The organism is Arthrobacter sp. HMSC08H08, from assembly GCF_001807575.1.
Classification (GTDB): domain Bacteria; phylum Actinomycetota; class Actinomycetes; order Actinomycetales; family Micrococcaceae; genus Pseudoglutamicibacter; species Pseudoglutamicibacter albus.
In genome coordinates, this window is record NZ_KV789394.1 from 46304 (window position 1) to 59784 (window position 13481).

General features: G+C 62.1%; 12 protein-coding genes and 1 pseudogene. 9 read left to right on the forward strand and 4 right to left on the reverse strand.

The genetic code is table 11. The features are described 5' to 3' along the window. Positions 1-262 precede the first annotated feature (262 nt). From HMPREF3175_RS06035 to pcaC, 8 genes and pseudogenes are all read left to right on the forward strand, one after another. Entirely contained in the window at positions 263-1078 is an 816-nt protein-coding gene (locus HMPREF3175_RS06035) for an aldo/keto reductase (RefSeq protein WP_070491249.1), read from the forward strand. Positions 1079-1089: 11 nt separating this feature from the next. Further along, positions 1090-1872 (forward strand): IclR family transcriptional regulator, encoded by a 783-nt coding sequence (locus tag HMPREF3175_RS06040; protein WP_070491251.1) that lies wholly within the window; start codon positions 1090-1092, stop codon positions 1870-1872. A 167-nt stretch (positions 1873-2039) separates the two neighbouring features. After that, entirely contained in the window at positions 2040-3233 is a 1194-nt protein-coding gene (locus HMPREF3175_RS06045) for a 4-hydroxybenzoate 3-monooxygenase (RefSeq protein WP_070491253.1), read from the forward strand. A 59-nt stretch (positions 3234-3292) separates the two neighbouring features. Continuing rightward, on the forward strand, positions 3293-4105 hold the full coding sequence (gene pcaH, locus HMPREF3175_RS06050) for a protocatechuate 3,4-dioxygenase subunit beta (protein ID WP_070491254.1): 813 nt from the start codon (positions 3293-3295) through the stop codon (positions 4103-4105). After that, positions 4098-4706 carry a protocatechuate 3,4-dioxygenase subunit alpha gene (gene pcaG, locus HMPREF3175_RS06055; RefSeq protein WP_070491256.1) on the forward strand — a complete coding sequence of 203 codons (609 nt, stop codon included), beginning with the start codon at positions 4098-4100 and terminating at the stop codon, positions 4704-4706. The genes pcaH and pcaG overlap by 8 nt, the downstream gene beginning before the upstream one ends. Before the next feature lie 218 nt (positions 4707-4924). Further along, positions 4925-6346, forward strand: coding sequence for a lyase family protein (locus HMPREF3175_RS06060; protein WP_256276298.1), 1422 nt, complete (start codon positions 4925-4927; stop codon positions 6344-6346). After that, positions 6343-7089: pseudogene (locus HMPREF3175_RS10505) on the forward strand (alpha/beta fold hydrolase); the annotation flags it as partial. The gene HMPREF3175_RS06060 and the pseudogene HMPREF3175_RS10505, both read left to right, overlap by 4 nt. An 81-nt stretch (positions 7090-7170) precedes the next feature. Then, entirely contained in the window at positions 7171-7575 is a 405-nt protein-coding gene (gene pcaC, locus HMPREF3175_RS10510; protein ID WP_232219271.1) for a 4-carboxymuconolactone decarboxylase, read from the forward strand. A gap of 61 nt (positions 7576-7636) precedes the next feature. Here the strand turns inward: pcaC and HMPREF3175_RS06070 are convergent, their stop codons facing one another. The 4 genes from HMPREF3175_RS06070 to HMPREF3175_RS06085 form a co-directional block, all read right to left on the reverse strand. Beyond that, on the reverse strand, positions 7637-8167 hold the full coding sequence (locus HMPREF3175_RS06070) for a GNAT family N-acetyltransferase (RefSeq protein WP_035755800.1): 531 nt from the start codon (positions 8165-8167) through the stop codon (positions 7637-7639). 215 nt (positions 8168-8382) lie between these two features. Continuing rightward, on the reverse strand, positions 8383-9534 hold the full coding sequence (locus HMPREF3175_RS06075; RefSeq protein WP_070491260.1) for a maleylacetate reductase: 1152 nt from the start codon (positions 9532-9534) through the stop codon (positions 8383-8385). Between the two features lie 119 nt (positions 9535-9653). After that, positions 9654-11000 (reverse strand): CAP domain-containing protein, encoded by a 1347-nt coding sequence (locus tag HMPREF3175_RS06080; RefSeq protein WP_070491262.1) that lies wholly within the window; start codon positions 10998-11000, stop codon positions 9654-9656. Positions 11001-11173: 173 nt separating this feature from the next. Further along, complete coding sequence (locus HMPREF3175_RS06085) at positions 11174-12079, reverse strand: DNA-methyltransferase (protein WP_256174040.1); 906 nt, start codon at positions 12077-12079, stop codon at positions 11174-11176. A gap of 71 nt (positions 12080-12150) precedes the next feature. Here HMPREF3175_RS06085 and glsA point away from each other — a divergent pair, with 71 nt between their 5' ends. Further along, a complete protein-coding gene (glsA, locus tag HMPREF3175_RS06090; RefSeq protein ID WP_070491263.1) occupies positions 12151-13383 on the forward strand; it encodes a glutaminase A in 1233 nt (410 codons plus the stop codon). Positions 13384-13481 lie beyond the last annotated feature (98 nt).

Consider the following 13481-nt stretch of genomic DNA (forward strand, 5'->3'; position numbering starts at 1 on the left):
AGGGCCTGCTGAACTAAACCGTGCTGGGTTGAATCAAAACAACGTTGATTCAACGCTGGGCTAGATTGACGCGACGCTGCGCTAGGCATACATGCAGCGCAACCCAGCCGCACTGCCGCCGCTGACAACCATCTGGTTGTCAGCGGCGGCTTCCTCATACTTATTAATATGTCGCCCATTGAAGTGGGCACCCTGTTCTCGCTCTGGGTTCGGCCTTTATGATCGAATGTGAACCGAGACACACGCGAACGGAGGCCCTCTCATGGAATTGACCACCGCCAACGGAACATTGATCCCCGCGCTCGCGTTCGGAACGTGGCCGCTCCAAGGCGCGGAAGCCACTGAAGCGGTCCGCCACGCCCTCGAGCTCGGCTACCGGCACATCGACACCGCCGAAGCCTACGAAAACGAAGAAGCAGTAGGGGCAGGCCTGCGCGCGAGCGGCCTCGACCGGGACGAGGTCTATCTGACCACCAAATTCCAGAAGAAATGGCACGGCCGCAACGAAGTCCGCCAAGCACTCGAAGCCACCCTCTCACGCTTAGGCGTCGACACCGTCGACCTGTACCTGGTGCACTGGCCCAACCCGGACCAAGACCGCTACGTTGAAGCCTGCCAAGGCCTCGAAGACCTCCGCACGGAAGGCAAAATCCGCAACTGGGGTGTCTCCAACTTCAAGCCACACCACCTCCAGAAAGTGCTCGATGCGGGCCTGGCCCCGCAGGTCAACCAGATTTCCGTCAACCCCTACGGCGCTCAGATCGAGATCCAAGAACTCAACACCCAGCACAACGTGCTGACTGCGGCCTACTCGCCCCTCGGGCGAGGCGGCGAACTACTCGAAGACGCAACGCTGACCCGCATCGGGCAAGAACACGGCAAAACCCCCGCCCAAGTGATCCTGCGTTGGCATCTGCAGCATGGCCGCATCGCCGTCCCACGTTCATCCAACCCGGAACGCCAAGCAGAGAACCTGGCCGCCCTCAACTTTGAACTGACCCCCGCTGAGATCGAGGCGATCGACGCCCTCAACCGCAACGATCCTCCACGCCTCGACGCCGACGAGTTCGGCCACTAGGCCTACAAAGCATGGCTAATTCTCCCTCCGGGGATTCGATGCTGGAGAGGATCATCCGGATCCTCTCTGCTTTCGATGCGGACCGTTCTTTGCTCTCGGTCGCGTCCCTAGCCAGCCGCGCCGAGATCCCGCTGGCTACGTGCTACCGGCTGGTCAATCAGATGTGTGCCACGGACCTGTTGCGCAAAGACGCGGACGGCAACATCAGCCTCGGTATGCGGCTGTGGGAGCTGGCTTCCCGTTCCTCACCCGCGCGTGACTTGCGGGTTGCGGCGATGCCTTTCCTCGATGACGTCCAGGCGGTGTTCCGCCAGCACACCCAGCTAGCGGTGCTAGAGGGCGATGAGGTGCTCGTTTTGGAGCGGTTGTCCTCCCGTAACTCGGTGGTCAACCAGGCCACCATCGCGGGCCGCATGCCGATCCATCAGGTCTCGCTCGGGCTGTCGATGCTGGCATTCCAGCCTTCGGCCGTCATCGACGCCTACGTGCAACAGCATCCGGAGGCCGGAAACATCGCGTACTCGAATACCGGGAACCTGCGCAGCACGTTGGCGGCGATCCGCCAACGCGGTTACGCGCAACTGGACGGGGTCATCGATTACGACACCGCGGGCGCAGCCGTGCCCGTCTTCGCGGCGCTCACCGGGCGTGAGCGCTCCAAGGTGATCGCGTCCATCGGTGTTGTGGTTCCCATCGATTTCGAACAACGCGCCGCACTCGTACCCGTGCTTTTGGCGGCGAGCCGCGGCCTGACCCGCGCGATATCAGCGCCGGAGCCTGAAGACAACCCGTAACGACCCATAACGACCCACACGAATTTTCATTCAATGAAAACGACTATTGAAGTTTGTGTCTACTAGATCACACTAGTAGAACTACAGAAAGACACTGCCCGGCGCCACTACTTGGCCCGCGCAGATCTGACTCTCCCACTCTTCCGTTATTCCCAGGAGCTAACTTCGTGGCACCAACCATTGAGAAAACCAAAGTCGGCATCGTAGGTGGCGGCCCAGCCGGCCTCATGCTCTCCCACCTGCTCTCCCAGCAGGGCATCGAGAACATCGTGATCGAAAAACGCGATCACGAAACCATCGCCAACACCCACCGCGCCGGTATTCTCGAAACCGGTGCCGTGAAGATGCTGACCGAAACCGGCGTGGACTCCCGCGTGAAGACCCACGGCTACGAGCACGAAGGCATCGACCTGCGCTTCGGCGGGGTCTCCCACCGCATCAACTTCAAAGAACTCATCGACGCGACCGTATGGCTCTACCCGCAGAACGAGGTTTTCGTTGACCTGGCCGCAGCTCGCAAACGCGATGGCGGCGACGTCCGTTTCTCGTGCGAGGTCACCGAGGTCCTCGATCACCTGACGGACACCCCTAAGATCCGCTACACCGACACCGAGGGCGGCGAACACGAGATCCACTGCGACATCCTCGTCGGTACCGACGGCTCCCAGGGCATCTGCAAGTGGTCCATCCCACAAGAGAAACGCACCGATAACTTCATCGAGTACCCGTTCGCTTGGTTCGGCATCCTCACCGAAGCCCCACCGAGCGCACCAGAGCTGATCTACGCGAACTCCCCACACGGCTTCGCCCTGATCTCCCAGCGCAACGAAGACGTGCAGCGCATGTACTTCCAGTGCGACCCAGAAGAGAACGTGGACGAATGGGATGAGGAACGCATCTGGGCTGAACTGCAGCGCCGCGTTGACGGCCCGGACGGCTTCCAGCTCAAGCGCGGCCCGATCTTCGAAAAGGTCGTTCTGAAGTTCCGGTCCTACGTGTGCGAGCCGATGCGTTACGGCAACATGTTCCTCGCTGGCGACGCCGGGCACACCGTCCCACCAACCGGTGCGAAGGGCCTCAACCTCGCCTTCGCTGACGTCCGCGTGCTCTTCGACGCTTTGAAGGCCTACTTCATCGACGGCAACAATGAGGGCCTGGAAGGCTACTCCGAGAAGGCCCTCAAGCGCGTATGGAAGGCCCAGAACTTCTCGTTCTGGATGACCCAGATGCTGCACACCCGCAAGGACGCCAACCCGTTCGAAGCCAAGCGTGCACTCGGCGAGCTGAACACCGTCGTCAGCTGCAAGTACGGGCAGGCCTATCTCGCTGAGTCCTACACCGGCTGGCCACACGAAGACTGAATCCACGCCCCAGGCTCACCGCTTACGGTCTGGAACTAAGACGAGAGAAGGAGCAAAACATGGCAGAGGAAAACTTGCCCGTGCTTGACCCGCTGGCCTCCAGCGACTCGCAAGAGCAGATCAGCCAAGAGATGGCAGACATCCACGCCAGCTACGAGGCCGCCAAAAAGGCAGACCCAGCCAAGGAAGAAACCCAGCCACGGGTGAACTTCCCGCCGTACCGGTCCTCGCTGCTGCGCCACCCAACCAAGAACATGCACCACGCTGACCCGGAAACCATCGAACTGTGGTCCCCGGCGTTCGGCCACCGCGACGTTCACCCGCTCGAAGCCGACCTCACCATCCAGGGCAATGGCGAACCTATCGGCGAGCGCATCAAGATCCGCGGCAAGGTCCTCGATGGCGACGGCCGCCCGGTGCGTGGCCAGCTGATTGAAATCTGGCAGGCCAACGCTGCGGGCCGGTACGTGCATAAGCGGGATCAGCATCCGGCGCCGATCGACCCGAACTTCACCGGCATCGGCCGCGCCATCACCGGCCAGGACGGCTCCTACGAGTTCACGACCATCAAGCCGGCACCGTACCCGTGGAAGAACCACCACAACGCGTGGCGTCCGGCGCACGTGCACTTCTCGCTGTTCGGTACGGACTTCACGCAGCGCATGATCACCCAGATGTACTTCCCGGGGGATCCGCTGTTCTCGCTGGACCCGATCTATCAGGCGATCACTGACCAGAAGGCTCGCGACCGCCTGGTCGCTAACTATGACCACTCCGTGACCAGCCACGAATGGAACACCGGATACCAATGGGACATCATCCTTACCGGTTCCAACCGGACCTGGATGGAGGACGGAGACGACCATGCCTAAAGAGAAGCTTGTACCTACCCCCGGCCAGACGATCGGCCCGTTCTTCGGTTACGCGCACCCTCACGAGCAGGTTCACTTGCCGTGGTGGGATGGCCAGAACCTTGTTCCGCCGGGCCACGCGAAGGCTGTCCGCCTGACGGGCACGGTTTACGACGGCGCGGGCGACCCGATCCCGGACGCGATGCTGGAGATCTGGCAGGCCGACGAGGACGGCAACATCGTGCAGAAGGACGGCTCGCTGGTGCGTGATGGCTTCACGTTCACTGGTTGGGGTCGCGGAATTGTCGACAACGTCGGAACCTACACGTTCTCGACCGTGAACCCGGGCCCTACCGAAGAAGGCAAGGCCGCTTTCATTGCGGTTGTCGTGTTCGCGCGCGGGCTGCTGAACAAGCTGCACACCCGCATCTACCTGCCAGAAGATGAAGAAGCGCTCGCGAATGACCCGGTGTTGCAGTCCCTGGATGAGGAGCGCCGCAAGACGCTCATCGCCACCCGCGGTGAGGACGGGTCCCTGCACTTCGACATCCACTTGCAGGGTGAGAAGGAAACGGTGTTCTTCCAGTTCCCAGGTATCGATTACCCGGTCAACGAAAACTAGAACCCCGCTCCCCCGGTAAGAGACACTGCCGCGGTAAAAACACTGCCGCCGGTAAGTAACACTGCCTCCGGGTTCCAATAAAGCAAGGGCCATAGTAAACCGGGGCCTCGAATAAACACTAGTACTGTCCGCCTACGTCTGCCGTGGGCGGACATACTAGTGTTAGAAGTAATCAACCAGCTCACAATACGAGCTACCTGATGTGAGGAGTGATGCGCGTGCTGCACGGCGATTACGGAGTGCTCAGCCCCGCGTGGGCCGGCAGCCAGGCGGCCGCGATCACGAGTGATCACGCGTTCGTTCAGGCCCTGCTCGATGTCGAACACGCGTGGTCTGCCGTGCTGGCTGAGGCGGGGCTCATCCCGCAAGAACACCTCGGTGCGATCACCGACGCCGCTGACGCTGACGATTACGATCTAGCCGCGATCGCCGCTGAAGGTGTGGGCGGCGGCAACCCGCTCATCCCCCTGCTGGGCGCCTACCGAGCCAACGTAGCGGAAACGAACCCAGCGGCGGCATCGAGCATCCACATTGGCGCCACGAGCCAAGACATCATGGACACCGCGATGATGCTGATCATCAAGCGTGCCGGAGAGCAGACGTTGGCGACCATCAGGAGTGCGGCGGCCGCGCTCGTGGACCTGGCCCGAGAGTACCGGGACACCCCGATGGTGGCCCGCTCCCTGACCCAACACTCGCTGCCGGCCACCTTCGGGTGGCGGGTCACCCACTGGCTCCAAGCCCTCGCCCAAGCAGGCCAGAACCTCGAACAAACACTGACACAAACCGCCCTGCAATGGGGCGGTGCCGCAGGCACGCGGGCCTCCCTCCAAGACTTCCTGACCCGAACCAACACCACCGTCACCGCCGATGAGCTGGTGGCTAACCTCGCGAACAAGCTGGGTCTGCAGAACCCGCCGCCGTGGCAAGCGAACCGGATTCCGGTTCTGGTGCAGGCGGACTCGTTCGCGCAGGTGGCGGCTGCGTGCGGCAAGATCGCCAACGACGTGCTGATCAGCGTGCGTAGCGAGAACGGCGAGCTCGGCGAGCCTCTCGCCGCCGGCCGCGGGATCTCCTCAGCGATGCCGCATAAGCAGAACCCGGTTTTGTCCGTGCTCATCAAGAACGCGGCCCTCACCGCCCCGCAGCTGCTCGCCCAGGTCTATACCGGGGCGGTGGCCAACGTGGAGGAACGCGCCGATGGCGGCTGGCACACCGAATGGGAGGCGCTGCGTGGACTCGTGCGCACCAGTGGTGCGGCAGTAGAGAAGACGCACGAGCTGGTCTCTGGCCTGCGTGTTTTCCCGGACCGTATGGCACAGAACTTGGCCCGCCACGGTGAGCTGCTGGCGACCGAACGCATGGTCGCGCATCTTGCGCCGCGGCTCGAAGAGCACGGTGTTGCCGATGCGGGGCAAGGCAAGAAGTACCTGCAGGGTCTGATCTCGCGCGCGCTCACCGAAGGTGCGTCCGCGGCCGGGGAAACCCAACTGAAACCTCTCTTGCTGGCGGAGTTGCCGGCGGAAGTTGTGACCGAATCAGAACTGAACAACTTGCTGGACCCTTCGGCCTATACGGGGGATGCCGCCATGCTCGTTGACCAGATCACCTCGACCTATATTGACTGGAGTCATTCATGAGTGCACCGAACATCGTTGCCGTCCAACTCACCGAAGCCGACGAAAACAAGCCCCTCCTGTTGGTAGGGCCGGGTCTAGGTACGGGCGTCGAGGCGCTCTGGAACCTGTGTGCCGAAGAACTCGCTACCGATTTCGAAGTGATCGGCTACGATCTGCCAGGGCACGGCCGCTCACCTGCCGCATCGGACGAATTCACCCTCGAAGAACTCGGGGACGCCGCCGCTGAGATCATCGCCGAACAGGCCGCTAGCGGCCGGAAGGTTTTCTTCGCCGGGGTTTCCGTCTCCGGCGCGGTTGCGCTCGAGCTCGCCCTGAAGCACGGCGATAAGTTCGCTGCGGTCGCACCGATCTGCTCGGCAGCTAAGCTCGGCACCGCCGAAGCGTGGCAGGAACGCGCCGACCTGGTCTCTCGGGCGGGTACCCCGACGATGGTGACCGGTTCCGCGCAGCGCTGGTTCGCCCCAGGCTTCATCGAGGAGCATCCGGAGCGGACCACCAACCTGCTGCACACCCTGCAGAACGCTGACCGGTTCTCCTACGCATACACATGCCTCGGTTTGGCCGGCTACGACGTGCGTGACCGTTTGGGTCAGATCAAGATCCCGGTTCTCGCTATGGGTGGCGCGGTGGACCCGGTGTGCCCACCGGAAGACATCGAATTCATCGCCGCCAACGTCCCGAACGCTACCGCCGTGATCATCGACGACGCCGCCCACCAGGCACCACTCGAGAAGCCGGAAGAGACCGCGGCCGCCCTGCGCGAGCACTTCCTCAGCGCTGGCAAGAACGGTGCGGCATCCAACGGTGGTACGGCCCAGGATGGCGTGGCGAAGAACGGTGACGCGACGTTGCAGGAAGTTTTCGATAACGGCATGAAGGTGCGCCGCGAGGTGCTCTCCGATGCGCACGTGGACCGCGCGAACGCGAATAAGGACGAGTTCAGCGAGGACTTCCAGGACCTCATCAGCAAGTATGCGTGGGGCACCATCTGGACCCGCCCTGGCCTGGATCGGCGCATGCGTTCGGCCGTGACCCTGACCGCGATGGTCGCTGGCGGTTACTGGGAAGAGCTCGCGATGCACGTCAAGGCCGCCCGCCGCAACGGGGTCACCGTCGAGGAGATCAAGGAAATCCTGCTGCAGACCGCGATCTACTGCTCGGTACCGGCCGCCAACGTCGCTTTCAAGACCGCGAAAGAGGCCCTCGCTGAATACGACGCCGAACAGTAGGCCTGCCGGAGGCGACGGCGGCTGCTGAGTAGGCCTGCCGAAGGGGCGCAGGCCGCGGCTCTTAGGGGATCGCGGAGTACACAGCTAGGTCGCGGACCTCACCGCGCAGAACTTCGCCGTTGCGGCGAACGCCTTCGTAAGTGAATCCGGCTTTCTCTGCGACCCTGCGGGAGGCGCGGTTGCCCGGGTGAACACACAGTTCGACCCGGGCGGCCCCGCGCTCCAGAGCCCATGCCGTCACCAACCGGACAGCCTCCGTCATGAGGCCGCGTCCACGCGCCCACGGGGCGGTCATGTAGCCCAAAGAAACATGGTGTTCGTTGTGGACTCGTAGCTCGATCTGCCCCATCAACCGGCCGCACTCTGGCCCGTCGGGGACGGTGATAACCCAACGCGTTCCCGGCAACTGGGTGCACCATTCCAGCGCCATCTCGCGGGTATAGTCCAGCGGCACCCGCGTCCACTCGACCACCGCAGGGTCTTGGCATGTGGCTAAAAGATCGTCCACATCGTCAGCTCGGAAATGACGTAGCACCACACCACCGCCGGACAGCTCGGCAGATTCGGGAAGAAAACCCTCAGTACGTTCCATGAGCCACTAGTTTAGAGACCTTGAACACGCGTACGTCGCGAAAACGGTTGTGCCCGGGGCGTAGCTCACATACGCCCCGGGCACACACCGTCAGCTAGCGCGCATCACGTGATCCTGCACGTGCGCCGGCGTTGCACTTGCCGCGGCGCCGCCCCTAGTCGCCATCCCCCGTGCTTTCCGCAAGCATGATGTCGAAACGGGCCTTCGTCCAGGTCTTATCGCCTAGGTCGCGGCCGTTCGGCGTCGGGGTTCCGGCTGGCTGTTCTTCCCTGCTCGGCTGCCTCACTCTGGGTGTGGTCGCCGTTCAGGGCCGCGGTCAGAAGCTCGGTCATGTTCTGTTCGGTTACAGCCACAGGGTTCGATGCCGGGGCCGCCTTGAGCACGCGCTCCACGGCCTCCGGAATGCCTTGGGCTGTGAAGCCGTAGTCAGCCAAACGGGACGGCGCATCCACTGCCTCATACAACTCACGCAGAGCATTCACCGCGGCGGCTGCCGGGTCACCCGACACTTCTCCGCCGAGTGCCGCCGCCAAGCGGCCGGCAAGCTCCGGCACCGCTGGGGCGTTGAGCTCCAAAACATAAGACAACACGGTCGCGTGGGTTTGGGCGTGCGGCAGATCGAACGTTCCACCCAGCACGTGGCAGATCTTGTGATGCAGACCAGAGCCCGCGCCAGCGAAAGACACCGCCGCCAAATAACAGCCGTAGAGGGCCTGCTCGCGCGCATCCATGTCATCGGCATCGGCCACAATCCCACGCAGAGCCAACGCCAACGCACGCGCACCCTCAAGCGCAAGCGCCTGGTTGATCGGGTCAGTGCGCGGAGCCCACAGTGAATCCACGCAGTGCGCCATACCGTTCAAACCAGACGCGACCGACATCTCCACCGGCAGGGTCTTAGACAGCTCGGCGTCATAGATGACCGTGAGCGGCAGAACCTTATCGTCCACACCCGTGGTCTTGGTGCGGTCCTCGGTCAGCCCCCACACGTTGGTCGCCTCAGAACCTGCATACGTGGTCGGGATCGCGATCACAGGGATCCCGGTCGTCAACGCGACAGCCTTCGCAAGCCCGGTCGTGGAGCCGCCACCCACCGAAACCAGAACATCCGCATCCGCCTCATCGGCCGCGGCGCGTGCACGTTCAGCAACCTCAACCGGAACGTGCATCACCACCTCATCCCACCACACGGCGGGGGTGACCTTAGCGGTTGCTGCCTTAGCGAGTTCGGTTTCGAATTCGCCGGCGATCACCATAGGACGGGACGCGCCCAGCTGTTCAAGCTCGGCCGCCAAGTGTTCGGCGGCCTGGCCTGTACCGAACAGCACACGCTGCCCCAAGGTGGTGTGTTCAAAACTCATAGACATGCTGGAAGCCCTCTCGAAACCCTACATATAGGTCTTCAATATTCCAGCAGACTCTGCGCTTATCTGGCACCCCTCGAAATCTTTAGCGCTCTCAGAACCGCTAGCAGCCCTCGGAACCTCTAGCAGTCCTTCGAAGCCGCTGCCTTGGCCGCCTTGAGGGACTTCTCTGCGGCAGCCACATCGGCCTGAGCCGCGCTCAGCGCCTTCTGAGCTTCAGCGACCTTGCCCTTGCCGCTCACAAGATAGTTCTCGTACGCGGAGATCAACGCGGCGTACTCGCCCGTGGTGTAGGACGGTGCGTTGCGGTCAGCGTTCATGTAGTTCTTGGTATCGAAAACCTGGCCATGCGCGATGCGGTAGGTGGTTCCCGGCTTATCGACAACCGCGAAGCCCGTCACCGTGTACCGGCGGTCCGTGAGGTTCAGGTAGTGCCCGACGTCGTGGAACGCAGCCTTCTTATTCTTCTTGTACAGCTCTTTTTCCTTGCTGTACCAGCCCTTGAACGGGTCACTGCTTCCCCACGAGAGGTTCTCGGCAGGGACAATGTGGCCCCGGTGGCCCATATGCGCGTGGGAGGCGTTGGTCTGAACCTGGGAACCCGCCATCAGTAGTGAGTTGATCTTCAGGCTACCCCCGCCCGGGAAGACCTCGTCGCTACTGCGCAAAGCGTTACCACGGTCGATGTGCCGCAACGTGGCCTTGAGGTTCTTCAAGGTCGTGGCGTCACCCGGCTTGTTCAGTTCGGTCTTTGCGAGGAACTTGCCCGCTTGGTCGGTCTTGTTGTTGAAGTTGTGCTTCTTGCCTTTGGCGTCCGTGTACCCGCCGGTGGTCAGCAACTGGTAGGCGCGATTCGCATCAGCATCGTTCTTTTGAGCGCCAAGCCAACGGAAGAAACCGGCGGTACCCAGCTTCTCGTCCTGGATGGCCTGCTGCGCGCTCTTCTGCGCGGCACCCACAGAAGCCTGGCGCGAGTTCTGCGCCGCACGTGCGTTATCGAGCTTCTTCTGCGCGGCAGCTACCGCAGACTTACCCTCAGCCGCATCGCATGTAGCGCCACGCTGGGCCTTCGGCTTGCTCGTAGACTGCTGGGTTGTACCGGCACTCGACTGCGGTTCATCAGACTTCTTCGCAGCGTTGCCCTCAGACTTTTTCTCAGCCTTTTCCCCAGTGGCCTTCTCAGAACCCTCCGCCGCGTCGCCGTCCTTGGCATCATCGGCGGCATCCGGGCTCTTCTTCGCCTCGGTGCGCTGAGCCTGGGCCTCGGAGGCTTCCTCAGCGGAAGTCTCCTCCGCCAGTGTTTCCTTGGCCTCAACCAGATCATTCTCCGACGGCTGAGCGTCAGCCTTCTGCGTGTTCGCAGCAGGCGAGTTCCCATTCGAAACGGCAATGGCGATTCCGCCGAATGCCACCCCACCAATCAATACGCCAGCGGTAATCGCGCCAGCAAGGCGTTTAGAGATCGCCACAGTTGTTCCCCTTCACAAAAGTTCGCAGCACAGCCATCATCTATAGCACCCGAAACAGGCATAACGCCAGGCGTGTCCGTGATCTCGGACAGGGGCGAAAATCTGGGGATATTTGTAAGTTCAGACCTATCTTCAGCTCAGCAAACGGCCATACTTCTTGGGGTGCGCATAGCTTAAAAATCGTCCAGGGTCACGATGCGTACCGCGCCTTCCTCAGCGGTGTCCACGAGCCGCTTGCGCATCACTTCGATCGCTTCCGGATTCTGGTCAACCAACAAGAACTTCCGGCCCAACTCCCGCGCCGCAGCGCCCGTCGTTCCGGAACCGCCAAAGAAATCCAGAACCGTATCGCCCGGCTTGGAGCTCGCCGCGACAATACGCCGCAAAACACCCAACGGCTTCTGCGTGGGATACCCCGTTTTCTCTTTACCCATCGGAGAGACGATCGTGTGCCACCACACGTCGGTAGGTAGCTTCCCGCGTTCCCGCTTCTCCTGAGTCACCAACCCAGGCGCCATATACGGTTCACGGTCAACCTCATCGGAATCAAACCAGTACCGCGCCGGATCCTTGACATACACCAGGATGTTGTCGTGCTTAGCGGGCCATCGTTTAGTGGTGCGCGCCCCATAGTCATAAGCCCAAATGATCTCGTTCAGGAACCCCTCACGCCCGAACAAGCCATCCAATAAAACCTTCGCGTAATGCACCTCCCGGTAATCCAGGTGCACATACAACGTCCCGTCCGGGCTCAACAACCGGTACGCTTCCGCGAGCCGCGGGCCCAGAAAATCCCAATACTGTGCAAACGCATCGTCATAAGCCAACGCCGCCCCGCGTAAGGTCACATACGAATGCCCTCCAAAACCGACGCGGTCCCCCACCTCATCCGCACCCGCTCGCTGAGTACGCAGCGACTGCCTGGTCTGCTTACGGCCCGTATTGAACGGCGGGTCCACATAGATCAGCCGGAAACTCTCATCCGGTAGCTGCCGCAAGACCTCGAGGTTATCCCCCAATACGATCGTGTCTGGATCCCCCGGCTCCCACACCGCGCCGCCATCAACTTGTTCCGTCACCTACACGCCCTTCGCCGCCGCACACGCCACTGCAGATCCGCTGACACTGCACAACTGCTAGCTTAGACACCATGCGTACCCCCGTACCGGATTACCTCCACGACATCATGGAGTCCTGCATCGACGACGGCGAAGTCGCCGGCTACATCCCCGAACTCGCCAACGCGAACCCCAACACGTTCGGTATCGCGTTGTGCATGGATGACGGCACCGTGTATGAGGTCGGCGATTATCAGCATGAATTCTCGCTGCAATCCGCCGCTAAACCTTTCGCTTACGCGCTCGCTGTTGAACACCTCGGGCCCGATGGGGTCGAAGAGCACGTGGGCGTGGAGCCGTCCGGTGACGCGTTCAACTCCGCTTCGGTTGACGCTAAAACGGGTAAGCCCAGCAACCCGATGATTAACATCGGCGCGATCACCACCTACGCGCTGACTGGGCCAATCAGCCTCACACCTGAGGAACGCTACGAGAACGTGCGCCTCGGGATGTCCCGCTTTGCAGGGCGTGAACTCGAACCGGACATACCCGTCTATGAATCGGAGATGGCCAACGCGTGGCGCAACCTCTCGCTCGCCTATCTTGTGCGTTCAACCGGGCACTTCACGCTGCCACCGCACGATGTTGTGGACGGCTACACCAAAGTCTGCTCCCTTAAAGTCACCCCGCACGACCTCGCCGTGATGGGCATGACGCTTGGCAACGGCGGGATCAACCCCATAACCCAAGAACGCGTGGTCAGCGAAGACACCGCCCAACGCGTGCTGTCCGTGATGTCGACCTGCGGAATGTATGACGCCTCAGGCGACTGGATGACCGACGTCGGCATCCCCGCTAAATCCGGGGTCTCCGGCGGCATCGTCGGCGTGCTGCCGGGCCAGGCATCGCTCGCGACGTTCTCGCCGCGGCTAGACACCTACGGCAACTCCGTGCGCGGCCTGCAAGCGTTCACGCGCTTGTCTCAAGATCTGGGCCTGCACATCATGTCGCTACCACCCACCGGCGAATCCACGGTCCGTTCCGTGGCCCGCCACGACCAAGGCGACGGCCCCGAACTGCATGTTGACATCCAAGGCCCGCTGCGGTTCTCGTCTGCCGAACGCGTCATGCGTACCCTTGCGGCCCTCCCGGTCGGTGAGGAACCCGTGGTCCTCGATGTCTCCCGCGTCGGTTCCGCCGACCGCATCAGTGTGCGCATGATCCACGAATCCATGCACCGCCTCCACACCGACGGCCACCAAGTTATGGTCCGCGACCCCAACGGCGTACTGCGCGACCGCTGGGACTACAACTGGGAAGAATAAACCGCCCACCCATCAACCGTCCGCCTACAAGCAGGCCGTCCACTGAGTCAACCAGCCAGTGAGTCAGCCAACCGCTGAGTCAGCCAACCCACTGTGTC

What these genes read in the sequence shown, in the direction of transcription:
- HMPREF3175_RS06070 (WP_035755800.1), bottom strand. Translation starts at nt 8,167, where the DNA reads ATGGAACGTACTGAGGGTTTTCTTCCCGAATCTGCCGAGCTGTCCGGC.
- HMPREF3175_RS06040 (WP_070491251.1), top strand. Translation starts at nt 1,090, where the DNA reads ATGGCTAATTCTCCCTCCGGGGATTCGATGCTGGAGAGGATCATCCGG.
- pcaH (WP_070491254.1), top strand. Translation starts at nt 3,293, where the DNA reads ATGGCAGAGGAAAACTTGCCCGTGCTTGACCCGCTGGCCTCCAGCGAC.
- HMPREF3175_RS06075 (WP_070491260.1), bottom strand. Translation starts at nt 9,534, where the DNA reads ATGTCTATGAGTTTTGAACACACCACCTTGGGGCAGCGTGTGCTGTTC.
- glsA (WP_070491263.1), top strand. Translation starts at nt 12,151, where the DNA reads ATGCGTACCCCCGTACCGGATTACCTCCACGACATCATGGAGTCCTGC.
- pcaG (WP_070491256.1), top strand. Translation starts at nt 4,098, where the DNA reads ATGCCTAAAGAGAAGCTTGTACCTACCCCCGGCCAGACGATCGGCCCG.
- HMPREF3175_RS06035 (WP_070491249.1), top strand. Translation starts at nt 263, where the DNA reads ATGGAATTGACCACCGCCAACGGAACATTGATCCCCGCGCTCGCGTTC.